Below are 24,271 nucleotides of genomic sequence, written 5' to 3'. Positions count from 1 at the left end.
TCGCGCCTCTGGCGCAACCCCGGGAGCGCCCATCCGTCCATCGGATGGGCGCTTCCGTGTTTTTTGCCCCGGCCGCGCCCGCCCTCGTCTCCCCGGACCGGCTCCGCCGGATTTCCGGGGTGGGGCCGGAGGCCCGGGGTGCGCGGCGGCCGCTAGGTTGTCGTGGTCGTCTGGACAAGGAGGTCGAGAATGGCTCGCCTATTCGGCACCGACGGGGTACGTGGCCTGGCCAACGCCGAGCTGACGCCGGAGCTGGCCCTGTCGCTCGCGGCCAGTGCGGCCCGGGTGCTCGCCGCCCACGACCGTTCGCACCGGCCGGTCGCCGTGGTGGGCCGTGACCCGCGCGCCAGCGGCGAGATGCTGGAGGCCGCGGTGGTCGCGGGCCTCACCTCCGCCGGTGCCGACGTGCTGCGCCTCGGCGTGCTCCCGACGCCCGCGGTCGCCCACCTCGTGGGCGCGCTCGACGCCGACCTGGGCGTGATGATCTCGGCTTCGCACAACCCCATGCCGGACAACGGCATCAAGCTCTTCGCCTCGGGCGGGCACAAGCTCCCCGACGGCATCGAGGACGAGATCGAAGCGGGCCTGAGCAGCGAGGTCATCCGCCCGACCGGCTCCGGCGTCGGCCGGGTCTCGGACGTCTCCGACGCGCTGGACCGCTACATCGAGCACCTGCTCTCGGCCACGCCGCACCCGCTCGCCGGGCTGAAGCTGGTCGTGGACTGCGCGAACGGCGCTTCGGCCGTCGCCGCGCCGGAGGCCTACCGCCGCGCCGGGGCCGAGGTCATCGCCCTGCACGCGGACCCGGACGGCATCAACATCAACGAGCGCTGCGGCTCGAACCACCCGGAGCTGCTGCGGGCCGCCGTCGTCGAGCACGGGGCCGACCTGGGCATCGCGCACGACGGCGACGCCGACCGCTGCGTGGCCGTCGACGCCGCCGGCGAGCTGGTGGACGGCGACCAGATCATGGCCGTGCTGGCCCTCGCGCTGGCCGAAGGGGGCGAGCTGGTCAAGGACACCCTGGTCGCCACCGTGATGAGCAATCTGGGCCTGCACCTGGCCATGAAGGCCAACGGGATCACCGTGGTCACCACGGCGGTCGGCGACCGGTACGTGCTCGAGGAACTGCGCGCGTCCGGGCTGGCCCTGGGCGGCGAGCAGTCGGGCCACGTGGTGCTCCCGGCCCACGCCACCACGGGCGACGGACTGCTCACGGCCCTGCGCCTGATGGCCCGCATGGCCGCGACCGGCAAACCGCTGGCCGAGCTGGCCGCGGTGATGAGCCGGCTCCCGCAGGTGCTCGTGAACGTCCCGGTCGCGGACAAGGCCGCCGTCGCGGCCTCGGTCGAGGTCCGCGACGCCGTCGGTGAGGTCGAAGCCGAACTCGGCGAAGAGGGCCGCGTCCTGCTTCGCCCGTCTGGCACCGAGCAGCTGGTCCGCGTCATGGTGGAGGCGCCTTCGCCCGCCACCGCGCAGGCCGCCGCCGACCGGCTCGCGGGGGTCGTCTCCTCCGCTTCCTGAGCGCTCCCGGCCTCTTCCGAACCGCTGCGCCCGCCTTCGCTGAGCAGGTACATTCCGATGGCACCGGACGGCGTTCCCGTGCGTCCAAGTGCGCGGTACAGGGCAGGGGCTTCGAGGGAGGACGAGCGATGGCGGGCGGCCACAGGGTCGACACGGAAGCGCTGACGAGTGCGGCCAGGGCCGTGCGCGAGACGCCGCACGCCACGGTGCAGCAGCCGTTGGCGGCCGTCAAGGACGTCCGGATCGCCGCCGCCGATTTCGGTGAGGCACACGGGGGCAACTTCGACTCCTACCACGCCGGCGTGCTGCGGCTGGCCGGGATGGGTGACGCCTACCTCAAGGCTTCGGAAGCCTTCTCGCAGAGGCTGAACGCGGCGGGCGGGCGTTACCGGGCCAACGAGGCCGACAGCGCCCGGGCGGCCGGGGGTGCGGGCGAATGAGCGCGAGCGCCGGTGACGACGTCCCGTCCAAGCAGGAGATCGAGCAGATCCTCTACGACCCCCAGCTGCTGAAGACCCAGGCCGGGTCGGACCTGGCCTGGAAGTACCTGGAGTACGTCGACGACGAGGACGACCCCACCCAGTACGGCTTCAAGGACCAGGCCGAATTCGAGCAGTGGCGGGACAAGGTCAAGCGTGACCTGGCGCTGAGCGAGGATCCGCCGGAAGACGCCGAGGACGACCACGACGAGAGCGACGTCTACTCCGCGTACTCGCACGCGAAGGACATCTACGACCAGAGCCAGGCCAACGGCCGTCAGGCGGACAAGAAGGCCGCCGACGACGCCAAGGGCAAGCTCGACGGGATGGCCGGGCGCGCGTCCGCGACGAACGCTGGCGCGAACACCTCCGACGAGATCCTCGACCTCGGCCAGGCCGGGATGCGGACGTTCGACGTCTTCGTGCCGCTGTTCGACCGCGCGGTCGCCGCCGTCGGTACTTACCAGCCCGCCAACAAGGACGATCTGTACAAGCTCTACAACGAGCAGCGCAAGATCCCGTTCACGAAGTTCGTCGCGGGCGCGGACGAGTTCACCAGGCTGAAGGCCGCCGTCACGGATTCGTCGAACGACGTGAAGGGGCAGCTCGCGACCGACCTCGCGAACTGGCAGGGCGGCGCGGCGGACCAGGCCAAAGCGTTCCGGAAGAACTACTTCGCCGACGCGAAGACCACCGCGGACGGCCTGGGGCACGCGGCCGACGCGATGCTGGCGGCGGTCGGCTCGGTGGGCAAAGCCTGCCGGGACAAGGCGAACTGGGTGATCAAGTACCGCGTGGACGCGCTCGGCCCGGTCACCGCGCAGGACCTGGACCGGATCATCCGCATCGTCGAGCTGCGCGGCAACGCGAGCCAGGACGACTTCAAGCACTGCGCCAGGTTCCTGGACCGCGAGTCGCAGGACCTGATCGACGACGACGACTGCAACCTCGACGACGACACCGTCAACCACATCGTCGACCAGTGCACCGAGTACCTGAAGAACAACTTCGGCAAGTTCTTCGACGGGTACGTCCGCGACTTCAAGACCATGTGCGCCAACACGCACACGGCGGTCGACGGGGCGTGGAAGGCGTTGTCGGACTTCCTGCTGAAGCTGCCGGAGGACCCGTTCGCAGACGTCGGCAAGCCCGCGGACGACGGTGGGGCGACGAAGACCGGCGGTTCCGGCCCGGGTCCCGGGTCCGGTCCGGCCTCCGGACCCGGCGTCGGTAGCGGGGGCGGGGGTGTGAACCCGCCGCCGCCCGCGCCGGCGGGTCCGCCGCCGAAGCCGCCGGAGGTGCCGGACCCGAGCCGGAACCCGGTCACCCACCAGGCGCTCGAGTCCGATCCCGGGACCGGGCCGCCTTACCCGATCGACCCCCGCACGGGCGCCGCGATCAAGACCGGTGCGGCCACCCCGGAATCGATGACCGTCGAGCAGGGCGGCCACCGGATCGTCATGACCGGACCGGGTCCGGACGGCCGGCTGGACATCGAGGTCGGCGACGGCTCCGGCCCGGGGAAGGACTACCGGCTCGGCTTCGGCCCCGAGGACCGGTCCGCGCTGAACGGGGCGCCGAACGGGACTCCGGGCGACGGCACGGGGGGTGCCGGCGCGGGCGGTGACCACCACCCCGGCCCGGACGGCAAGATCCACGTCGAGGACGGCTCCCTCGAGATCACCGCCGAACGGCCCGAAGGCGCCGGTGGCCCGACCGTGGTGACGGTCGACGACGGCAGCGGCGATCCGGTCAAGTACACCCTCGGCGCCGATCCGGCCGCCGCGGAGCCCATCAGTGGTTCCACGACTACCGGCGGCTACGACGGCGCCGCCACGCCTGGCAGCGCCGCCACGTCCGGTAGCGCCGCCGAGGTCGGCAGCGCGGCCGTACCGGGCGACCCCAGCGCGCCGGGCCCGGTGCCCGTCGACCACCCCGGTGCTGGCGGCCACGACCCGGCGGCGCCACCGGATGCGGTCCACCCCGGCGCGGCCACGTACGGCCACCCCGCGGCTCAGGCGGTTCCGGCCGGGCCCGGACCGGCGCAGGTGGTTGCGGCGCCAGGGGATTCCGGGCCCGATGAGGCGACTTCGGCCCAGTCGCTGCTCAATCCGCTGGACAGTCACAGCGGGCTCGGCGGGCCGCCCGACGACGGGCTGGGCGCGACCGTGGACCCGGGCGGGCCGGGTGGCGGTGGGGCGAGCGATCCGGCCGAGTCCGGGTTGGGCGACGCGCCCACTCCCGACGGCCAGCACGTGGAGTCCGCCCCGATGGACACGATGGGCGGCGGTCTGATGGGCGGCGGTCTGATGGGTGGTGCCGCCGGTGGCAACGGCGCGCCGGAGCAGGAGCGCTCCGCCGGGCCGTACCGGGTGGACCGCGGGTTGTTCGGCTCGTCCGGCTCGGGTGGGCGGATCAGCGGTTCGCTCGACGACGATAGCGCCGTCGGCTCGCGGTGACCGGGGCCGGAAGGAGAAGGGCCCGATGAGTTCCGAAGACGCGCTGGCGGCGATGCGCGCGAAGCTGTCGAGCCTCGAGGCGGAGAACACGGCCCGGTCCGCGTTGCTGGACCGCAGCCGGGAAGAGGCCGTCGCGCAGAGCCGGGAAAAGCTCGAGAAGCAGGGCAAGATCCAGGGTGCGGTGTTCGTCCGCCTGCAGGAGCGCAACCGCCGGGCCAAGGCCGCGGGGGGCTGGGCGACCGAGTCGACGGTCGGGGAGAAACCCGGCACCGAGCGCAGCTTCGGGTTCGAGGACGACGACGCCGGTAAGGACCGCCGCACCGGCTATCGCGCTCCGGCCGAGCCCGGTGACCGCCCCGCTCCGCCCAAGACCGAGCCACTGCCCGTACCGCCGGGATCCGGGCGGCACCGGCGTGAAGCGGCCAACTCCGACGAAGCCGACTTCGCCGACACCGACTGGCTGGCCACCTGACCCACGCCGGCTCTTCCGCCGCGCCGGTGGTTTCGAGCGGCAGCGGCTCAGGCCGCAGGCTCCTCCGGCAGGTCGATGGGGGCGCGCTTCACGTCCGACTCCAGCAGCGGACGGTACTTGTCCGTGCCGGTCAGGTGGGTCAGGAAGAACGCGGTGAACAGGGCGCGCGTCAGCTGCTGGGTGCCGCGGTGGGGCTTGCCGTGCAGCAGGAGCTGGCTCCAGTGCCGGCCCTCCGTGACACCGAGGTGCGAGGCTTTCCCGAGCGTGCGCAGCTGGACCGGTCCGGCCCAGGCGTTGGCCACCGCTTCGGCGTGGCCGACGGCCGGGGCGACCAGGTCCTCCTCCGCGGCCAGGTGCAGTCCGGGCGCGGTGATCAGCTTCGCGGCCTCGGTGGCCGGGGGGAGGGTCTGGGCCGCGGTGATGGTGGCGACGGCCCCGATCCGCGGGTAGGTCCGGCCGAACAGCTCGGCGTCGGTGGAAGCCGAACCGGACGGGACGTCGGCCCGGGTCGCGCCGCCACCGGCCGCGGGTGCCGCCTCGACCCGGCCGGTCCGGGGCCCGTCCGGGTCCGTGGCGTGGGCGGCGGCGGAGGTGCCCGCGGCCAGCACCGCGGCCCCGCCGCCGGTGGAGTGGCCGGCCAGGCCGAGCTTCTCCGGGTCGACGCTGATGCCGTCCGGGCCGAGGCGGACCGTCGTGATCACGTCGAGCGTGGTCAGCAGGTCGGTGGCCAGCAGCCGGTGCGAGGGCAGCGGGCCGCGCTGGGTGGCGGGCGCCGCGGCGACCACGCCCCAGCTGGCCAGGTGGTGCAGGAGCTGGCGGTACCGGCCGGTGGGCTGCACCCAGCCGTGCCCGAACGCGATGGCGGGCAGCCCGAGGCCGCTCCGGGGGGTGAACACGATTCCGGGCAGCCCCACCAGGGCGAGATTGCCGCGCAGGACCTCGTGGGGACCCTGGTGTGACAGCTCCGCGAGCAGCTGCTTGGGCTTGCTGGCCATGCGCGTGACCTTACTGCCCGGGCCCGCGCCCGGCCCGTCCGCCGCTCCGGCCCGCGCGCCGGCCCCCGGGCGACCGGTGCCGGTCCCGTTCGAGGGGTGGCCGCGGACCGGGCCGCCCGATCCCGTCCCGGTGAGCGAAACACCTGGTCAACCGGTACGAAACCGCTCGTCAAGGTACCGGAGTAGGGGACTGGACATCCCTCGTTAGGCTTGTCGGCGTGTGTGGAATCGTGGGATATGTCGGACACCGGTCGGCTCTGGACGTCGTTCTCGGCGGTCTGCGGCGCATGGAGTACCGCGGCTACGACTCGGCCGGCGTCGCGGTGCTGGACGGCGCCGGGGCGCTGAACGTCGAGCGCAAGGCCGGTCGCCTGGCGAACCTGGAGGCCCGGCTCGACGAGGTCGGCCGGGGGGCCTTCGCGGGCACCGCCGGCATGGGGCACACCCGCTGGGCGACGCACGGCGCCCCGGTGGACCGCAACTCGCACCCGCACCGTGACGCGTCCCAGCGCGTCGCCGTGGTGCACAACGGCATCATCGAGAACTTCGCCGCCCTCCGGTCCGAGCTGGAGGCGGAAGGCGTCGAGATGGCCAGCGACACCGACTCCGAAACCGCCGCGCACCTGGTCGCCCGCGCCTACGACCGCGGCGAGACCGAGGGTGACTTCGCGGCCTGCGTCGCCGCCGTCTGCCGCCGGTTGGAAGGTGCGTTCACGCTGGTCGTGACGCACGCCGACCACCCGGACACGATCGTCGCCGCGCGCCGGTCCTCGCCGCTGGTGGTGGGGGTCGGCGAGGGCGAGACCTTCGTCGCTTCCGACGTCGCCGCGTTCATCGAGCACACGCGCGAGGCCGTCGAGCTGGGGCAGGACCAGCTCGTGGTGATCACCCGCGACGGCTACCAGGTGACCGACTTCCACGGCGATGCCGCGCAGGCCAAGCCGTTCACCGTCGACTGGGACCTCAGCGCCGCCGAGAAGGGCGGCCACGAGTACTTCATGCTCAAGGAGATCGACGAGCAGCCCGAGGCGCTGGCCAACACGCTGCGCGGGCACTTCGAGTCCGGCCGCATCATCCTCGACGAGCAGCGCATCTCCGACCAGGACCTGCGCGACGTCGACAAGGTCTTCGTGGTGGCCTGCGGTTCGGCCTACCACTCCGGGCTGGTCGCCAAGTACGCGATCGAGCACTGGACCCGGCTGCCGGTCGAGGTCGAGCTGGCCAGCGAATTCCGCTACCGCGACCCGGTGCTGGACCGCGACACGCTGGTCGTCGCCGTGTCCCAGTCCGGCGAGACGGCCGACACGCTGGAGGCCGTTCGCCACGCGCGTGAGCAGAAGGCGCGGGTGCTGGCCGTCTGCAACACCAACGGCGCGCAGATCCCGCGTGAGTCCGACGCCGTGCTCTACACCCACGCCGGCCCGGAGATCGGCGTCGCCTCGACCAAGGCGTTCCTCGCCCAGATCGCGGCCAACTACCTGGTGGGCCTGGCCCTGGCGCAGGCCCGCGGCACGAAGTACCCGGACGAGGTGGCCCGCGAGTTCGCCGAGCTGGAAGCCATGCCGGCCGCGGTGCAGAAGGTGCTGTCCACTGTGGAGCAGACCCGCGAGCTGGCCCGGCGCATCGCCGATTCGCGCGCGGTGCTGTTCCTCGGCCGCCACGTCGGGTTCCCAGTGGCGCTGGAAGGCGCGCTGAAGCTCAAGGAGCTGGCGTACATGCACGCCGAGGGTTTCGCGGCCGGTGAGCTGAAGCACGGTCCGATCGCGCTGATCGAAGAGGGCCTTCCGGTGGTGGTCGTGATGCCTTCGCCGAAGGGCCGCGCGGTGCTGCACTCCAAGCTCGTGTCGAACATCAGCGAGATCCAGGCCCGGGGCGCGCGCACGATCGTGATCGCCGAAGAGGGCGACGAGACCGTGCGGCCGTTCGCCGACGAGCTGATCGAGATCCCGGCCGTGCCGACGCTGCTGCAACCGCTGGTGTCCACCGTGCCGCTGCAGGTGCTGGCGGCGGAGATCGCCCGCGCCCGCGGGTACGACGTCGACAAGCCGCGTAACCTGGCGAAGTCCGTCACCGTCGAGTAGCGGCGGGGAGCAACGAGGGAGGCCGCCGCCGTGTTGGGGATCTGGACCACGGAACGGATTCGGGCGGCGGAGGGGCGGCTGCTCGCCCGCACCCCGGACGGGGAGCTGATGCGCCGGGCCGCCTTCGGGCTGGCCGGGTCGGTCGCGGGCCTGCTGGCCGAGACGACCGGCTCGGTGTCCGGGCGCCGGGTCGTGCTGCTCGTCGGGTCCGGCGACAACGGTGGTGACGCCCTGTGGGCCGGCGCGTTCCTGCGCCGCCGGGGCGTGGCCGTCTCGGCCGTGCTGCTCAAGCCGGAGAAGGCGCACGCGGCGGGACTGGCCGCCCTGCGCCGCCTCGGGGGCCGCGTGGTGCCGGTCGAGGACGGTCCACAGTGGATCGAGCGGGCGGACGTGGTGGTCGACGGCGTGGTCGGCATCTCCGCGAAGGGCCCGCTGCGCCCGGACGCGGCGAAGCTGGTCGAGCGGGTGGAAGCGCCCGTGGTCGCGGTGGACCTGCCGAGCGGCGTGGACCCGGACACCGGTGCCGTGGACGGGCCGCACGTCACGGCCACCCGCACGGTCACCTTCGGCGCGCTGAAGCCGGTGCACGCGCTGGCGCCGGGGGAGTGCGGCGAAGTGGTGCTGGTGGACATCGGCCTGCGGCCCTGGCTGGACGAGCCGGACCTGTGGCAGCTCGAACTCGCCGACGTGGCCGCGGTGTGGCCCATCCCGGGCCCGGCGGACGACAAGTACAGCCAGGGCGTCGTCGGCATCGCGGCGGGCTCGGCGACGTACCCGGGCGCGGCGGTGCTCGCCTCCGGCTCGGCCGTGCACGCGACGGCCGGGATGGTCCGCTACGCCGGGCACGCGGCCGAGGTCGTCCGGTCCCGCTGGCCGGAGATCGTCGCGACGGGCTCGGTCACCGACGCCGGGCGCGTGCAGGCCTGGGTGGTCGGCCCGGGCATCGGCACCGGCGCGGACGGCCGTGAGCTGCTGCGCCACGTCCTGTCCCAGGGCGTGCCGGTGTGCGCGGACGCCGACGCCACCACGATCATCGCGCACGACCCGGCGGTGCTCGACGCGCGTGACCCGGACACCCCGCTCGTGCTGACGCCGCACGCCGGGGAGTACGAGCGCCTGATGGGCCGCAAGCCCGGTGCGGACAGGCTCACTGCCGCTCGCGAAGCGGCGAAGAAGTACAACGCGGTGATCCTGCTGAAGGGCCACTGCACCGTGGTCGCCGCGCCGGACGGCCGAGTCTCGGTCAACCCCCCGCGTGGCTCCTGGCTGGCCACCGCCGGTTCCGGCGACGTGCTGACCGGCCTGGTCGGCTCCCTGCTGGCGGCCGGTGTGGACCCGTGGCTGGCGGCGTCGGCGGCGGCGCAGGTGCACTCGCTGGCCGGGGCGCTGGGCGCGGAGGGCGTGCCGACCTCGGCCTCGGGCATCGTCGACGCGATCCCGGCGGCGCTGCGGGTGGTCCGGGCCGCCGGTCGGGCTCAGGGCGCATGAGCGGTCCGTACCGTTCTCAACTCGCGCCGGCTTGTTATCGAGTTTGCTGTTAACTCCCGCGTCGATATCTGGTAAAAATCTCGGGTGATCGGCGACACCCCGGATCAGGCGACCCCCGTCGGGGTGAACCGTGTCTAGGACCCGGTCCTCGGACGCCGTGGTCGAGCAGCGGCGTCAGGCGATCCTCGACCACGTCATCGAGGTGGGGACGGCACGGATCGACGACCTCACCGCCCGGTTCGGGGTCAGCCTGATGACCGTGCACCGCGACCTCGACGACCTCGACGAGCGGCGGCTCCTGCGCAAGCTCCGCGGCAAGGTCGAGGCGTACCCGGCGCTCACCGTGGAGACCGCGAGCCGGTTCACGCTCCACTCGGCCGAGAAGGCGGCGCTCGCCGAAGCCGCGATCCGGCAGGTGGAGCCCGGGCAGACCGTGTTCCTCGACGACTCCGCCACCCTGTTCCCGCTGGCCGAGCGGCTGGCCGAGGTGCCGGGGCTGACCGTGGTCACCAACTCCCTGCGGGCCGCGCGGCTGCTGGGCCCCCAGCCCGAGGTGGTGCTCGCCGGCGGCCGTTACCTCGCCGAGTACGACTCCTGCTCCGGCCCGGAGGTGCTGGCCCTGCTGGAGCGCACCCGGGCCGACGTGGCGTTCGTCTCCGCCAGCGCCGTGGCCGTCGGGCGGCTCTACCACCCCGTGCGCGACTACGCCGAGCTCAAGAAGGCCGTGCTGCGCGCCGCGAACCGCACCGTGCTGGTGCTGGAGCACTCGAGGTTCGGCCGCACCGCCACCCACGCGCACGGTTCCGTCGGCGACTACGACCTGCTGGTGACCAGCGAGTTCACCCCGACCGAGGAGATCGAGGCCGCGCTGAACGAGGGCACGGCCGTGGAGACCGTCGAACACGTCGAGGAGGGGCAGCCCTATGACAGCTGAGCTGGTGGCCGGGGTCGATTCGTCGACCCAGTCGTCGAAGGTGGTGGTCTGCGACGCGCGCACGGGTGAGGTCGTGCGCACCGGTCGCGCGCCGCACCCGGACGGCACCGAGGTGGACCCCGCCGAGTGGTGGACGGCGTTCGGGGCGGCCACCGAGGGCGTGCTCGACGGCGTCGGGGCCATCGGCATCGGCGGTCAGCAGCACGGCCTGGTCACCGTCGACGAGGCCGGTGCGGTGGTCCGCCCGGCGCTGCTGTGGAACGACACCCGCTCGGCGCAGGCCGCCCGGGACCTCACCGGCGAGCTGGGCGGGCCGGGGGCCTGGGCCGAGTCCGTCGGGTCCGTGCCGGTCGCCAGTTTCACCGTCACCAAGCTGCGCTGGCTCGCCGAGCACGAGCCGGAGCACGCCGACCGCGTGGCGCGGGTCCTGCTGCCGCACGACTGGCTGACCTGGCAGCTGCTCGGCCGGCCCGAGAAGGCGGTGACCGACCGCGGGGACGCGTCCGGCACCGGCTACTTCTCGCCGACCGAGAACACCTACCGGCTGGACGTGCTGGCCCACGCCTTCGGCGGCCGCACGCCCGAGCTGCCTTCGGTACTGGGCCCGGCCGAGGCCGCCGGGCACACCGAGAGCGGGATGCTCGTCTCGGCCGGCACCGGCGACAACATGGCCGCCGCGCTGGCCCTGGAGCTGGCACCGGGTGACGCGGTGGTGTCGATCGGCACCAGCGGAACCGTCTTCGGGCTGGCGGAGCAGGGCTCGGCCGACTCGAGCGGGCTGGTCGCCGGGTTCGCCGACGCGACCGGCCGGTTCCTCCCGCTCACCGCGGCCCTCAACGCCGCCCGGGTGCTCACCTCGGGGGCCGCGGTGCTGGGCGTCGACCTGGCCGGGTTCGACCGGCTCGCGCTGGCCGCCGAACCGGGCGCGGGCGGGCTCACGCTGCTGCCCTACCTCGACGGCGAGCGGACGCCGAACCTGCCCGGCGCCACCGGCTCACTGCACGGCCTGACCCGGGCGAACATGAGCCCGGAGAACCTGGCCCGCGCCTCGGTCGAAGGCATGCTGTGCGGTCTGCTGGCCGGCCTCGACGCCGTCCGCGCCCAGGGCCTGGAGGTCCGGCGGGTGCTGCTGATCGGCGGCGGCGCGCAGTCCGCGGCCGTGCGGGCCGTGGCGCCGATCGTGTTCGGCGTGCCCGTGGTGATCCCCGAGGTCGGCGAATACGTCGCCCTCGGCGCGGCGCGGCAGGCCGCCTGGGCGCTGGCCGGCTCCGCCGAGCCGCCCGCCTGGACCGGGAAGGGACCCGGAAACCGGCTCGAACTGGACGAGCCGACCGCGGCCCAGCGCGCCGCGGGCCACGAGATCCAGCAACGCCACCTCGAGGCACGCGAAGCCGCGCACGGGGTTCCCGCGAAATTCGGAGAGGACTGACCGATGGCCACCATCACCTACGACAAGGCGTCCCGGCGCTACGCCGGGACCGAGCGGCCCGCCGTCGACGCGCTCGAACTGGAGATCGCCGACGGCGAGTTCCTGGTGCTCGTCGGCCCGTCCGGCTCCGGCAAGTCGACCGCGCTGCGCATGCTGGCCGGGCTCGAGGACATCGACGACGGCGCCGTCTGGATCGGCGACCGCGACGTCACGCAGTTGCCGCCGCGCTCGCGTGACATCGCGATGGTCTTCCAGAACTACGCGCTGTACCCGCACATGACCGTGGCGCAGAACATGGGCTTCGCGCTGAAGATCGCGGGCCGCCCGGCGTCGGAGATCAAGCAGAAGGTGCTCGACGCGGCGAAGCTGCTCGACATCGAGGACTACCTCGACCGCAAGCCCAAGGCGCTGTCGGGCGGCCAGCGCCAGCGGGTCGCGATGGGCCGCGCGATCGTGCGTGAGCCGCAGGTGTTCCTGATGGACGAGCCGCTGTCCAACCTGGACGCCAAGCTGCGGGTGTCCACCCGCACGCAGATCGCCGCGCTGCAGCGCCGCCTCGGCGTCACCACCGTGTACGTCACGCACGACCAGGTCGAGGCCATGACCATGGGCGACCGCGTCGCGGTGCTGTCCGACGGCCGGCTGCAGCAGTGCGACACCCCGCGCGCGCTCTACGACCACCCGGCGAACGTGTTCGTCGCCGGGTTCATCGGCTCGCCGGCCATGAACCTGGCTTCGGCGAAGCTGACCGCCGACGGGGCCGAGCTCGGCGGTGCGAGCGTGGCGCTGGGCCGGGAGACCCTCGACGCGGCCGACGGCGGCCGGGTCACGCTGGGCTTCCGCCCGGAATCGCTGGAGGTGACCACGGACACCGCGGGCACGCTGCCGATGAAGGTCGAGCTGGTCGAGGAGCTGGGCTCGGACGCCTACGTCTACGGCAAGCTGGCCGGCGAGGACGCCGAGGGCACGCAGCCCACCGTCGTCGCGCGCGTCGACCCGCGCACCCCGCCCCGCATGGGCGACACCCTGCACCTGCGGATCCGCTCGGACGAACTGCATGTGTTCTCCGGCACCACCGGGCTGCGCCTGCCCTGACGCCGTGACGTGGGAAGCTGGTGGTCGTTATGACTGCCGGTTTCCCGCGGGCCGAGGTGCTCATCGACCTCCACGCCCTGCGCCACAACGTGACCCTGCTGGCCGAACGCGCGTCCGGCGCCGAAGTGATGGCCGTGGTCAAGGCCGACGCGTACGGCCACGGCGCGCTGCCCGTCGCGCGCGCGGCGGTCGAGGCCGGGGCCACCTGGCTGGGCACGTGCTCGTTGCGCGAGGCGCTGGACCTGCGGGAGGGCGGCATCACCGCCCGGCTGCTGAGCTGGCTCGACCTGCCGACGGCCGATTTCGCCCCCGGCGTCGAAGCGGACGTCGACCTCACGGCCAGCTCCGCCGGCGAGCTCGCCCGGATCGCCGAGGCGGCCGGCCGGGCCGGTAAACGGGCGCGGGTGCACCTCAAGATCGACACCGGGCTCTCCCGCAACGGCTGCCCGCCGGCCGAGTGGCCGGAGCTGGTCGAGGCCGCGGCGGCCGAGCCCCGGGTCGAGGTCGTCGCCGTCTGGTCGCACCTGGCCTGCGCGGACGAGCCGGACCACCCGTCGGTCGACGCGCAGGCGAAGCGCTTCTCGGAGGCCTACGACATCGCGCGGGCCGCCGGTCTGGAACCGATCCGCCACCTGGCCAACTCCGCCGCCGTGCTGACCCGGCCGGACCTGCACTTCGACCTCGTGCGCCCCGGGATCGCGGTGTACGGGCTCAACCCCGTGCCGCGGCCCGAGGACCTGCGTCCGGTGATGACCTTCCGCTCCGCCGTGGCGCTGACCAAGCGGCTGCCGGCCGGCGAGTCCGTCTCCTACGGACACACGTGGACCGCCGAGCGCGACACCACGCTGGCCCTGGTGCCGGTCGGCTACGCCGACGGGGTGCCGCGCTCGCTGTCCGGCCGGATGGACGTGTGGCTGGGCGGGCGGCGGCGGCCGGTGGCCGGGCGCGTGTGCATGGACCAGCTCGTGGTCGACTGCGGGGACGAGGCGCCCGCGGTCGGGGACGAGGTCGTCCTCTTCGGACCGGGCCCGGCCGGGGCGCCGACCGCGCGGGAGTGGGCCGACAAGCTCGGCACCATCGACTACGAGATCGTCACTTCGATGTACCGGCCGCGGGTGCGCCGCCGGTACCGGGGGGAGACGGCGTGACTCCTTCACGAAGGCTGTGGGCCATCGTCGGCGGGGTCGGTGCCATGGCCACCGGCACGGCGGCGGCCGCGCTCGTCGCCGCGCAGCAGCGCCGGCCGGTCGAAGACCCGTACGCGGACGAGCCGTTCGGCGAGCTGAAGCCCGACCGGACCTCCACCGTCGCGGCCGAGGACGGCACCCCCCTCTCGGTCGAGGAGATCGACCCGGAAGACGGTGGGACACCGGAGCTGACGGTCGTCGGCGTGCACGGTTTCGCGCTGTCGCGCCGTTGCTGGCACTTCCAGCGCCGCGACCTGGCCACGCTGCGGCTGCCCCGCGTGCGGCAGGTGTACTACGACCACCGCGGCCACGGGCTGTCCGGCCAGGCTTCGGCCGAGACCAGCACGATCGAGCAATTGGCGCGCGACCTCGACAGCGTGCTGCGGGCGATGGTGCCCGACGGCCCGATCGTCCTCATGGGACACTCCATGGGCGGCATGGTGATCATGGAGCTGGCGGCCGAGAACCCGGGGTTGTTCGCCGAACGGGTCCGCGGCGTCGCGTTCATCGCCACCGCGGCCGGCGAAGTGGGCGCGCACGGGCTGCCGCGACCGCTGCTTTCCAAGTACAACCCGCTGACCCGCGGCGTCGGCAACCTCGCGGGCTGGCAGCCGGGGCTGGTGGAGTTCGTGCGGGCCGCGGGCGGCCAGCTCACCCGCCAGGCCGTGCGCAGACTGGCCTTCGGCAGCCGCGACGTCTCGCCGCGGCTGGTCGACTTCATGCTCCGGATGCTGGACCTGACGCCGGTGCGCGGGCTGGTGAACTTCATCGACACCCTCGGCAGCCACAACCGCTACGCCGCGCTGGCCGGTCTGAAAACGGCCGAGGTGCTGGTGATCGGCGGCGACTCCGACCGGTTCACCCCGTTCGCGCACGCCGAGCGCATCGCCTCCGAGCTGCCCGACGCGGAGCTGGTCCGCGTGCGCGGCGCCGGGCACATGGTGCTGCTGGAACAGCCCGAGCTGGTCACCAGCCACCTGATCGACCTGCTGCAACGCTGCTTCGGCAGCGCGACCCCGAACCGGCGGAACTGGTGGTGGAAACGGTGACCTTCCTGCTCACGACCCCCGAGGACACGATGGCGTTCGGCCGGGCGCTCGGCGCGTCCCTGCGCGCGGGCGACCTGGTGCTGCTGGCCGGCCCGCTCGGCGCGGGCAAGACCACGCTGACCCGCGGCGTCGCGGACGGCCTCGGGGTCGGCGGCCGGGTCAGCTCGCCGACGTTCGTGCTGGCCCGCGTGCACCCGGCCGGGACCGCGGGCGTGCCGCTGATCCACGTGGACGCCTACCGGCTGGGCGGCGACCTCTCCCAGCTCGACGACCTGGACCTGGACACGGACCTGGAGCGCTCGGCCGTGGTGGTCGAATGGGGCGAGGGCACGGCGGACCGGCTGTCGGCCGATTACCTGGTGGTCCGCCTCGACCGCCGCGAAGACGACGTGCGCGTGGTGGAGCTGGAGCCGCACGGCACCTGGGCCGCGCGCACGGCGGATCTGCGGCGGCCGGCCTGAGCCGCCTCGTGCGCGCTTCGGGCCGGGCTTAACCCAGCCCTTCCCACCAGTCCAGCACCCGGCGGCCCGCGAAGGTGAGCCACTTCGACGGCTCGCCCGGCGCCGCGTCCACCTCGAACCACACCCGGCCCGGGTGGCGGCGGGCCTGGAGCCAGCGCCCGTCCGGCGGCCGGGCGGCGCGGATCAGCTCGATCGCCTCGGCCATCCGCGGGTCCGGCGGGCGGCCGTCGAACAGCGCGGCCTCGCGGAAGTACCCGGCCGCGGTGAGCACGGTGTAGGACCAGCGGAACGGGTAACCGAACTCGCGCACCCACGGCGCTATCGGCTCGCCCGTCGAAAGCCGGCGGAAAAGCTTGCGCCGCAACAGGTATTCCTCACCCGAGCGGCGAGCCGAACGGGTGGCGTCCGTACCGCCGGTGGCCACCTCGTGGGCGAGCAGGCCCTTGAGCGCGTTCAGGGTCGAGTGGACCGACGACCGGGTCGAACCCTCGACCCACGCGCAGTTCCAGCCGCCGTCCGGCAGCCGGTGCTCGACGAACCAGTCGACGACGCCGGTGACCTCGGCGCCGAGCCACAGGCCGTTCAGCACCGTCCAGGCGTTGATGCAGCAGTCGACCTCCCCGCCCCAGTACGGCCGGTTTTCGTACTCCCAGCGGCAGTTCTGCGTGAGCAGCTCGACCGTGCGGCGCTCCCGCAACACGGCGGGGTCCAGTCCCCACTCCCGCAGCGAGTTCAGTGACCAGGTCGTGGCCGTCCACGGCTGGCCTTCCTCGTCACCGCGGTAGCCGGCCGGGAAGAACGCGCCGCCCGCCCACTGGCCGTCCCGGTCCTGGAGCGCGAGCAGACGCGCGCCGAAACCCTCGGTCGCGACCCGGGCCCGCGTCGCCTGCCAGACCTCGGGCGGTTCGTGGCCCAGGTCGCGCTCGACCTGCCAGCGCAGGGCCGGGTCCGAGTCGAGCAGCCACTCGATCACGACGAAGCTGCCCCCGAGGCCCTCACGATCCCCTTCGCGATGCCCAGCTCGACCAGGTCCTGCGGGCGCAGCCGCAGCCGCTCGGCGATTTCCGAGATCTCCGTCATCGGCCGTTTCAGGATCGCCGCGGCCGCTTCCGGTGAGGTGACGGAGAAGTACGCGTCCGGTGCGATCCAGGTCGAGCCCGGCGCCGCGAACGCCATCGCGCCGCCCGAACCGCCCTCACCGATGACCAGGGTGGTCACCGGGACCTCGGCCGAGGCGATCGCCTCGAACAGCTCCGCGATGGCCGCCCCGGCCCCGGACTGCTCGGCGTCCGCGTCGTTGGCCGCGCCCGGGGTGTCGACCAGCGTCAGCACGGGAATGCCCAGCCTTGACGCCAGCCGTACGAGACGGGCCGCCGTGCGAAAACCGGCCGGACGCGTGGCGGTGCCGCACTGAGCCGCGTACGCGACCGAGCGGTCACCGAGCCGTCCGAAGCCGCACAGCACGCCTTCGTCGACGCTGCCGGTGCGGTCGCCGTGGATCGGTTCGCGCCAGTCGAAGTAGCTGTCGAGGTACTCAGCGGCGTGGGCGCGGGAAGACGCACGTGCGGCGCGTACAGCGTCCCAACCCGACTCCGGCGGCTTCACCGCGCGTAACGCCGAAGGGGGCGAGACGGCTGCGGTCGAGCGAGAGGTCAGAAGGAGCAGCCACCGCGCCAGTACGTCAGGCAGGTCTTCGGGCTCGACGAGCTGATCGATCTGGCCCCACTCGTACTTGGCCTCGGCCGTGTACGCCTCGGCTGGCGACGTCGCCGGCCGGACCCGCGAGCCCGCGAAGCCGACCTGAGCCTCCGGCAGCGCGAGCACCACATCGGCGCCCGCACCGAGCGTCGCCCAGCCACCGCCCGTCGTCGGATCACGCAGCACGGAGATCTGCGCGACGCCGGCTTTCCTGGCCGACGCCGAAGCGCGCGCAATCCGTTGTAGCTGCGAGAGCGCGCGCATACCGTGCTGCGTCCGGCTGCCGCCGGTCGCGATCAGCGAGACCACGGGCAGCTTCAGCGCACACGCCTTGGCGAAAGCGGCTTCCACCCGGTCGCCGGTGCGCGGCCCGATCGAACCACCGAGGAACTCGAACTCCCAGGTGATCAGCACCGCCTCGACGTCGCCGATGCGCGCCGTGCCGACGACCACCGACTCGGATTCGCCACTGCGCGCGGCCGCCGCGGCCCGGGCCTCACCGTGGCCGGGCCAGCCGATCGGGCCGTCCGGGCCATCGGTGCCGGTGGTGTGGGTTGTGCCGGCGGTGCCGGTGGTGTCGGCGGGGGACACGTCCAGTTCCTCGAAGCCGGTCGAGACCGCTTCGATCACCTCGCGGGCCCGCCTCATCCCAGCGCCCGCTTCATGACCTTGCCCATGTCGTTGCGCGGCAACGCTTCCAGATACCGCACGACCCGGGGCCGCTTGTGCGGGGCCAGGAGTCTGGTGACGTGGCCGGCCAGCTCCTCGGCCGTCGGCCGCTCGCCGTCCGGCACCACCCACGCGACGATCCGCTCGCCGAGGTCGTCGTCCGGCTCGCCGGTGACCGCCGCTTCGGCCACCCGAGGGTGCTCCAGCAGCGCGTTCTCGATCTCCCCGGCGCCGATCTTGTACCCGCCGCTCTTGATCAGGTCGGTGGCCTTGCGGCCGACGATCTTCACGTACCCGTCGGCGTCGCGGGTGGCCATGTCGCCGGTGCGGAACCAGCCGCCGTCGAACGCGGCGGCCGTGGCGTCCGGCCGGTTCAGGTACCCGGTGAACAGGTTGGGCCCGCGGACCTGGATCTCCCCGACCGTCTCCAGCTCGGTGATCTCGGCCCCGGCCTCGTCGACCAGCCGCAGCCCGACCCCGGCCAGCGGTACGCCGACCGTGCCCGGCTTGCGCTCGCCGTCGGCGCGGACGCTGGTGTTCATCAGCGTCTCGGTCATCCCGTACCGCTCCACCACCTGCTGCCCGGTCGCCGCGGTGATCCGCTGGTGGTCGTGCACCGGCAGCGCCGCGGAGCCGGACACCAGCAGCCGGGCGCCGCGCAGCGCGGCCGACAGCTCGTCGTCGGCCGCCACGGCCTCGGCGATCCGGTGGTACATCGTCGGCACGCCGAACAGCATGGTCGCGCCGTGGGCCAGCTCGTGCGCGACGCCCTCGGTCGAGAACCGGCCGAGGTGGCGCACCGAGCCGCCCCGGCGCAGCGGGCCGAGGATGCCGAGGATCAGCCCGTGCACGTGGAACAGCGGGAGGGCGTGCACGAGCACGTCTTCCGCCCGCCAGTCCCAGGCGTCCTCCAACGCGTCGAGGGTCGTGGAGATCGCGCGCCGGGAGAGCACCACGCCCTTGGGCGGGCCGGTGGTGCCCGAGGTGTAGACGATCAGGGCCGGCGACTCCGGATCGGGCTCGTCGATGGGCACCGGGCCTTCGCCGTCGAGCGTGACGTCGAGGCGCGGCAGCCCGGACAGCCCGGCGGGCAGCTCGACGCCGGGTTCGGCCAGCACCAGCGCGGGCCGGCTGTCGGCGACGATGTGGGCCAGCTCGCGTTCGCCGATCTTCGGGTTCACCGGCACCGCGGGCACCCCCGCGAGCAGCGCGGCCACCACGGCGACGCTGGTCGAGAGCGTGGACGTGGCCCACACCGCCACCCGGTCGGCCGGCAGCCGCCGGGCCAGCGCACCGGCCACCGCCGCGAGCTGGGCGTGACTGAGGGCCCGCTCACCGAAGCGCAGGGCCTCGGTGTCCGAACCGGTGGAGATCGCGGGGAACAGCGGATCGGTCACTTCGTGGACCTCCTGCGTCGTTTCGTCGACCGGCGCCTGGCTTCGCACGGTACCGCGCCGCGGCGCCCGCCACCTGCGACGCGGTTCACAGTGTTGCGGGGTTGCCCATTCGGCCCGGCAGTCATGCGTCCCGGACCTGGTCGTAGGCTGGGACACCGTGTTAGTACTGGCGATCGACACCTCGACCCCGGCCGTGACCGCGGGCATCGTCACCGTGGACCAGGCGGGGCTGAGCACCCGTGCCGACCGGGTGACGGTCGACGCGCGGGCCCACGGCGAGCTGATCACCCCGCACGCCCTCGCCGCCGCCGAAGCGGCCGGTGTGACCCTGCGTGAGCTGGAGGCGGTCGTGTGCGGCGTCGGCCCCGGTCCGTTCACCGGTCTGCGCGCGGGACTGGCCACGGCCGCCGCGCTCTCGCACGCGCTCGGCATCCCGGCGTACCCGGTGTGCAGCCTGGACGCGATCGCCGCCGGCGTGCTCGGCACCGCGCGGACCGAGGACCCGTTCCTCGTGCTCACCGACGCGCGTCGCCGCGAGGTCTACTGGGCCGCCTACGACGCCGCGGGCGCCCGGGTGGACGGGCCGCACGTGCAGCGTCCGGCCGAGGTCGAGACCACCGTGCGCCTGGCCGCGGGCGAAGGCGCGGTGCTCTACGCCGAAGCCGCCGGGGTGACGCCGATCGAACCACGCTTCCCCTCCCCGGCCGGGCTGGTCTCCACGGCGCGCGAAGCCCTGCTGTCCGGCGCCGAGCCGGAGCCGCTGACCCCGCTGTACCTGCGCCGCCCGGATGCCGTCGAACCCACCGGCCGCAAGCGGGTGACCGCGCCGTGAAGCTCGACCGGCTGCGCCGCAGCGACGTCCGCAAGTGCGCGGAGATCGAGGGGGTGCTGTTCCCCGGCGACGACCCGTGGAACGCGCAGGCCTTCCACTCCGAGCTGGACCAGGGGCACCACTACCTCGCCGCGCGCTCCGACGACGGCCGGGAGCTGCTCGGCTACGCGGGTCTCGCCGTGGTGGGCCGGCGCGGGGAGTACGAGACCAGCGTGCACACCATCGGCGTCGTGCCGGAGGCCCAGGGCCAGGGCGTCGGCAAGGCGCTGCTGCGGGCGCTGCTGGAGCGGGCCGACGAACTGGGGGCGCCGGTGTTCCTCGAGGTCCGCACGGACAACACCACGGCGGTCGGCCTGTACGAGCGGCACGGCTTCCGGAAGCTCGGCGTCCGGAAGCGTTACTACCAGCCCTCCGGGGCCGACGCGTACACCATGGCCCGCCCGGTGCGGGCCGCGGAGCGAGACGAGGTGGCCGGCTGATGTCGCGCATCATCATGGGGATCGAGAGCTCGTGCGACGAGACCGGCGTCGGGCTCGTCCGGCTGGCCGGCGACGGCACGGTCGAGCTGCTCGCCGACGAGGTCGCCTCCAGCGTCGAGCAGCACGCGCGGTTCGGCGGGGTGGTGCCGGAGGTGGCGAGCCGGGCGCACCTGGAAGCCATGGTGCCCACGGCCGAGCGGGCGTTCGCGACCGCGGGCCTGAAGCTGTCCGATGTGGACGCCATCGCGGTGACCGCGGGCCCCGGGCTGGCGGGTGCGCTGCTGGTCGGCGTCTCGGCGGCGAAGGCCTACGCCACGGCGCTCGACGTGCCGCTCTACGGCGTGAACCACCTGGCCGGCCACATCGCGGTGGACACGCTTCAGCACGGTCCGCTGCCCTCGCCGGTGCTGGCGCTGCTCGTCTCGGGCGGGCACACGCAACTGCTGCGGGTGGACGACATCGCTTCGAAGATCACCGAGCTGGGGTCCACTGTGGACGACGCCGCGGGCGAGGCCTACGACAAGGTGGCGCGGGTGCTGGGCCTGCCCTACCCGGGTGGTCCGCCGATCGACCAGGCCGCGAGGGAGGGCAACCCGTCCGCCATCGCGTTCCCACGCGGCATGACCGGGCCCCGCGACGCCAAGTACGACTTCTCGTTCTCGGGCCTGAAGACGGCCGTCGCGCGCTGGGTGGAGAACGCCGAGCGCGGCGGCGCCGAGATCCCGGTGAACGACGTGGCCGCCTCGTTCCAGGAGGCGGTGGCCGACGTGCTGACCGCCAAGGCCGTCCGCGCGGCGAAGGAGCAGGGCATCGGCACCCTGGTCATCTCCGGCGGCGTCGCGGCGAACTCCCGGCTGTCCTCGCTGGCGGCCGAACGCTGCGCCGCGGCGGGCATCGAACTGCGCGTGCCCCGCCCCCGTCTGTGCACGGACAACGGCGCGATGATCGCGGCCCTGGGCGCGCACGTGGTCGCGGCGGACCGTCCGGTGGCGGCCCTGGACTTCTCGGCCGACCCGGCGCTGCCGGTGGACATCGTGTCCTTGTGAGCCGGGTGTCGCTGTAAGCCGGGTGTCGCTGTAGGCCGGGCTCAGCCGCGGATCTGCTCCAGATCGGGCAAGCGCTCCTCGGCCACGCCCAGCAGCCGCTCGATCGCGGCGGTCGCCAGCTCGGCTGCTTTGCCGTCCCCGTAAGGGTTCCCGGCCGAAGACGCACGCAGTTCGCCGCGCAGCACCCGGCCCGCGGTACTGATGATCGCAGCCGGGTCGGTGCCGACCAGCCAGGCACAGCCGGCCTCGATCGCCTCCGCGCGTTCGGTCACCTCGCGCAGCACCAGCACCGGGGTTCCGAAGGTCGGGGCCTCCTCCTGGATGCCGCCGGAATCGGTCAGCACCAGGGCCGCGAGCTGCAGCGCGCGGACCAGGTCCGGGTACTCCAGCGGCTCGGTGACGGTCACCCGCGGGCATCGGCCGAGCGCTTCGACCACCTGCGCGCGCACGTCCGGGTTGGGGTGCACCGGGAACAGCACCTGCACGTCCGGGTGCCCGTCGACGATCCGCCGGACCGCGTCCAGCGTCCGGGCCAGCGGCTCGCCCCAGGATTCGCGCCGGTGCGAGGTGACCAGCACCAGCCGGCCCCCGGTCTCGGCGATCTCCATCTCCAGCAGGGCCAGGCCCGGGTTGCCGGCCGGCCGATCCCGGGCCACGATGGCCAGCACCGCGTCGACCACGGTGTTCCCGGTCAGCGCGATCCGGGCGGGGTCGATGCCCTCCGCGCGCAGCGCCGCCACCGCGCCGGCGGTGGGCGCGAGGTGCAGTGCCGCGATCCGCGAGATGAGCTGGCGCGTGCCCTCCTCGGGGAACGGCGCGGCCAGATCGTGCGTGCGCAAACCGGCTTCCAGGTGCACCACGGGGATTCCGAGCCAGAACGCGGCGAGCGCGCCGGCCAGCCCAGTGGTCGTGTCGCCCTGTACCACGACGGCGGCCGGGGAGAGCCGCCGCAGCAACGCGTCGAGTGCCGGCAGCAGCCCGGACACCAGCTCGGCCTGCGTGCCCGCGACCCGCGGCGGGACGTCCAGCCACGCGTCGACGCCGAGCCCGAACGGAGCCAGCGCCTGCTCGACCATGCCCTGGTGCTGCCCGCTGTGCACGAGCAGCGGGTGCAGCCCCCGCCCCCGGCCGAGGGCCAGGGCCAGCGGGGCGAGCTTCACGGCTTCCGGCCGGGTGCCGGCCAGCAACATCACTTCCACAGGTTCCACGCTTTCGAGTGTTCCGGAGATCCCGGGCTGCCGACCCGCTCGGCCGGCAGCCCGGGTTCCTCTAGCCCCGAGTCCGGGCGAGGCGGCGATTGCGGCGGTGGGCGGCGATCACCGCGACGGTCCCGAGGACCACCAGCAGCACGCCGATCGCCAGCCACCAGCCGACGTCGGCCCCGGTGGTGGCCAGGGTCCCGACGCCGCCTCCGGCGACGCCGACCCCCGTGCCTGGCATCTTGTACATCGGATCACCCCGGGCCGGATCAGGCGTCCGCACCCGTGCGGCGGCGGGAGAACCGCAGGCCCACCGGGACGGCGACGGCCCCGAGCACGCCGAGGCCCACCCACAGGCCGGCCCCGGACGCCAGCGGCATCGGCGGCGCGGCCGGGCCGCAGGTGGCCGACGAGAGGATCACGTCACCCGAGCCGAGCGCGCCGACCACCCCGCCGAGCAGCTTCAGGTGCAGGGCGTTCACCGTGAGGCTGCCGTCGGAGTTCTTGATCTGTTCGTTGAGGACGAGCGTGGCCACGTTGACCGGGCCGAGCGCGACCTTGACCTGCGTGTTGGGGGCCGGGTTGGCGTCCACCGCGCCGACGCTGCCGAGCTTGGCGTCGGCCAGCGTGCTGCTGCCCTTCACGCCCTCCTGGGTCGCGGTGCAGACCGCCTCGACCGCCTTGATGCCGACCGCGCCCAGCGCGGGCTGCAGCACCGGCAGCCCGACGTCGGCGACCGACGCCTTCGCCGTGACCGAGCCGGAGTTGTCGTCCCGCACCGCTGAAGTGTTGATCACCCCGGCGGTGAGAACGCCGGCCACGGTGGCGCCGGCGGCGGTGTTGGCGGTCGGCCCGGTGGTGCTCGCCGCGGCCAGCGGCCCGAGCTTGACCGCGGGCTGGCCGAGCAGTTTCACGTCGACGCCGTAGGCGGAGCCGTCGCCGGGGGCCGCCGAAGCCGGAGCGGCGCCGGCGAGAGCGACGCACGCCACCACCGCGGCGAGCATTCCGCCCCGTTGCACGAGGGATCTTTTCACTGGTCCTCCTAATTTTTGTCAGAGCGAGCCGCGGCACGGAAGCAGCCCGCTGGGCCAGGAGTCGGCACGCGAATCGAATATCGAGGGAACCGGCGGAAATGACACACGATTTCCTGGACGTCACCGTATCGAGTGGTTTCTCTTGGGTGTTCACGCAGGTCGGGTGAACATTCACCTGAACGGCGTAGCAAGGTTCTCGCCCCGAGTGCCGAAAAACGCTTTCGAGTCACCCTCATGAGGGGGATCCGTCATGGTTCCGAGGTG

The 24,271-nt window shown here is 73.5% G+C and carries 22 protein-coding genes; 15 read left to right on the top strand and 7 right to left on the bottom strand.

Annotated features, from left to right (window positions below):
- The first annotated feature begins 189 nt into the window (after positions 1 to 189).
- The 4 genes from glmM (at position 190) to NYF13_RS01970 (ending at position 4,934) form a co-directional block, all read left to right on the top strand.
- Entirely contained in the window at positions 190 to 1,524 is a 1,335-nt protein-coding gene (gene glmM / locus NYF13_RS01985; RefSeq protein ID WP_315653761.1) for a phosphoglucosamine mutase, read from the top strand.
- A gap of 128 nt (positions 1,525 to 1,652) precedes the next feature.
- Complete coding sequence (locus tag NYF13_RS01980; protein WP_315653760.1) at positions 1,653 to 1,964, top strand: hypothetical protein; 312 nt, start codon at positions 1,653 to 1,655, stop codon at positions 1,962 to 1,964.
- Positions 1,961 to 4,462 (top strand): hypothetical protein, encoded by a 2,502-nt coding sequence (locus NYF13_RS01975; protein WP_315653759.1) that lies wholly within the window; start codon positions 1,961 to 1,963, stop codon positions 4,460 to 4,462. Before NYF13_RS01980 ends, NYF13_RS01975 begins: the two co-directional genes overlap by 4 nt.
- Positions 4,463 to 4,487: 25 nt before the next feature.
- Positions 4,488 to 4,934, top strand: a complete 447-nt coding sequence (locus NYF13_RS01970) for a hypothetical protein (RefSeq protein WP_315653758.1) — start codon at positions 4,488 to 4,490, stop codon at positions 4,932 to 4,934.
- Positions 4,935 to 4,981: 47 nt separating this feature from the next.
- Here NYF13_RS01970 and NYF13_RS01965 read toward each other — a convergent pair whose 3' ends face one another.
- The gene (locus NYF13_RS01965; protein ID WP_315653757.1) at positions 4,982 to 5,929 is read right to left on the bottom strand and encodes a chlorophyllase/cutinase-like alpha/beta fold protein; all 948 of its coding nucleotides are present in this window, start codon (positions 5,927 to 5,929) and stop codon (positions 4,982 to 4,984) included.
- Positions 5,930 to 6,147: 218 nt separating this feature from the next.
- On the opposite strand from NYF13_RS01965, the gene glmS reads away from it, so the two are divergent.
- The 8 genes from glmS to tsaE all read left to right on the top strand — a co-directional run bounded on the left by glmS (position 6,148) and on the right by tsaE (position 15,653).
- The gene (glmS, locus tag NYF13_RS01960; protein WP_315653756.1) at positions 6,148 to 8,010 is read left to right on the top strand and encodes a glutamine--fructose-6-phosphate transaminase (isomerizing); all 1,863 of its coding nucleotides are present in this window, start codon (positions 6,148 to 6,150) and stop codon (positions 8,008 to 8,010) included.
- Between the two features lie 30 nt (positions 8,011 to 8,040).
- Complete coding sequence (locus NYF13_RS01955; protein WP_315653755.1) at positions 8,041 to 9,498, top strand: NAD(P)H-hydrate dehydratase; 1,458 nt, start codon at positions 8,041 to 8,043, stop codon at positions 9,496 to 9,498.
- Positions 9,499 to 9,628: 130 nt separating this feature from the next.
- Positions 9,629 to 10,432: a DeoR/GlpR family DNA-binding transcription regulator gene (locus tag NYF13_RS01950; protein ID WP_315653754.1), complete on the top strand. Its 804-nt coding sequence runs from the start codon at positions 9,629 to 9,631 to the stop codon at positions 10,430 to 10,432.
- The gene (gene xylB / locus NYF13_RS01945; protein ID WP_315653753.1) at positions 10,422 to 11,861 is read left to right on the top strand and encodes a xylulokinase; all 1,440 of its coding nucleotides are present in this window, start codon (positions 10,422 to 10,424) and stop codon (positions 11,859 to 11,861) included. Before NYF13_RS01950 ends, xylB begins: the two co-directional genes overlap by 11 nt.
- A gap of 3 nt (positions 11,862 to 11,864) precedes the next feature.
- Complete coding sequence (locus NYF13_RS01940; protein WP_315653752.1) at positions 11,865 to 12,956, top strand: sn-glycerol-3-phosphate ABC transporter ATP-binding protein UgpC; 1,092 nt, start codon at positions 11,865 to 11,867, stop codon at positions 12,954 to 12,956.
- Positions 12,957 to 12,985: 29 nt separating this feature from the next.
- On the top strand, positions 12,986 to 14,104 hold the full coding sequence (gene alr, locus NYF13_RS01935) for an alanine racemase (RefSeq protein WP_315653751.1): 1,119 nt from the start codon (positions 12,986 to 12,988) through the stop codon (positions 14,102 to 14,104).
- Complete coding sequence (locus NYF13_RS01930) at positions 14,101 to 15,192, top strand: alpha/beta hydrolase (RefSeq protein ID WP_315653750.1); 1,092 nt, start codon at positions 14,101 to 14,103, stop codon at positions 15,190 to 15,192. The genes alr and NYF13_RS01930 overlap by 4 nt, the downstream gene beginning before the upstream one ends.
- Complete coding sequence (tsaE, locus tag NYF13_RS01925; RefSeq protein ID WP_396286376.1) at positions 15,189 to 15,653, top strand: tRNA (adenosine(37)-N6)-threonylcarbamoyltransferase complex ATPase subunit type 1 TsaE; 465 nt, start codon at positions 15,189 to 15,191, stop codon at positions 15,651 to 15,653. Before NYF13_RS01930 ends, tsaE begins: the two co-directional genes overlap by 4 nt.
- 28 nt (positions 15,654 to 15,681) lie before the next feature.
- Here the strand turns inward: tsaE and NYF13_RS01920 are convergent, their stop codons facing one another.
- The 3 genes from NYF13_RS01920 to NYF13_RS01910 are packed head-to-tail and all read right to left on the bottom strand — an operon-like array spanning position 15,682 to position 19,417.
- Positions 15,682 to 16,626 carry a squalene cyclase gene (locus NYF13_RS01920; RefSeq protein WP_315653748.1) on the bottom strand — a complete coding sequence of 315 codons (945 nt, stop codon included), beginning with the start codon at positions 16,624 to 16,626 and terminating at the stop codon, positions 15,682 to 15,684.
- The gene (locus NYF13_RS01915) at positions 16,623 to 17,999 is read right to left on the bottom strand and encodes a carboxyl transferase domain-containing protein (protein WP_315653747.1); all 1,377 of its coding nucleotides are present in this window, start codon (positions 17,997 to 17,999) and stop codon (positions 16,623 to 16,625) included. The genes NYF13_RS01920 and NYF13_RS01915 overlap by 4 nt, the downstream gene beginning before the upstream one ends.
- Entirely contained in the window at positions 17,996 to 19,417 is a 1,422-nt protein-coding gene (locus NYF13_RS01910; protein ID WP_315653746.1) for an acyl-CoA synthetase, read from the bottom strand. The genes NYF13_RS01915 and NYF13_RS01910 overlap by 4 nt, the downstream gene beginning before the upstream one ends.
- A 157-nt stretch (positions 19,418 to 19,574) precedes the next feature.
- Between NYF13_RS01910 and tsaB the strand changes: the two genes are divergently transcribed.
- The 3 genes from tsaB to tsaD are packed head-to-tail and all read left to right on the top strand — an operon-like array spanning position 19,575 to position 21,774.
- Positions 19,575 to 20,249 (top strand): tRNA (adenosine(37)-N6)-threonylcarbamoyltransferase complex dimerization subunit type 1 TsaB, encoded by a 675-nt coding sequence (tsaB, locus tag NYF13_RS01905; RefSeq protein WP_315653745.1) that lies wholly within the window; start codon positions 19,575 to 19,577, stop codon positions 20,247 to 20,249.
- Positions 20,246 to 20,728 carry a ribosomal protein S18-alanine N-acetyltransferase gene (gene rimI, locus NYF13_RS01900; protein ID WP_315653744.1) on the top strand — a complete coding sequence of 161 codons (483 nt, stop codon included), beginning with the start codon at positions 20,246 to 20,248 and terminating at the stop codon, positions 20,726 to 20,728. The genes tsaB and rimI overlap by 4 nt, the downstream gene beginning before the upstream one ends.
- On the top strand, positions 20,728 to 21,774 hold the full coding sequence (gene tsaD / locus NYF13_RS01895) for a tRNA (adenosine(37)-N6)-threonylcarbamoyltransferase complex transferase subunit TsaD (RefSeq protein ID WP_315653743.1): 1,047 nt from the start codon (positions 20,728 to 20,730) through the stop codon (positions 21,772 to 21,774). The genes rimI and tsaD overlap by 1 nt, the downstream gene beginning before the upstream one ends.
- A gap of 41 nt (positions 21,775 to 21,815) precedes the next feature.
- Here the strand turns inward: tsaD and wecB are convergent, their stop codons facing one another.
- The 3 genes from wecB to NYF13_RS01880 all read right to left on the bottom strand — a co-directional run bounded on the left by wecB (position 21,816) and on the right by NYF13_RS01880 (position 24,007).
- Positions 21,816 to 22,973: a non-hydrolyzing UDP-N-acetylglucosamine 2-epimerase gene (gene wecB / locus NYF13_RS01890; RefSeq protein WP_315657151.1), complete on the bottom strand. Its 1,158-nt coding sequence runs from the start codon at positions 22,971 to 22,973 to the stop codon at positions 21,816 to 21,818.
- 70 nt (positions 22,974 to 23,043) lie between these two features.
- Positions 23,044 to 23,223 carry an LPXTG cell wall anchor domain-containing protein gene (locus tag NYF13_RS01885; protein WP_315653742.1) on the bottom strand — a complete coding sequence of 60 codons (180 nt, stop codon included), beginning with the start codon at positions 23,221 to 23,223 and terminating at the stop codon, positions 23,044 to 23,046.
- A gap of 19 nt (positions 23,224 to 23,242) precedes the next feature.
- A complete protein-coding gene (locus NYF13_RS01880; RefSeq protein ID WP_315653741.1) occupies positions 23,243 to 24,007 on the bottom strand; it encodes a choice-of-anchor P family protein in 765 nt (254 codons plus the stop codon).
- Positions 24,008 to 24,271: the final 264 nt, after the last annotated feature.

The organism is Amycolatopsis sp. PS_44_ISF1 (assembly GCF_032335455.1).
In the GTDB taxonomy this organism is placed as follows: domain Bacteria; phylum Actinomycetota; class Actinomycetes; order Mycobacteriales; family Pseudonocardiaceae; genus Amycolatopsis.
The sequence above is the reverse complement of the archived record's forward strand: the minus strand, read 5'-3'. Positions and strand labels throughout refer to the sequence as shown.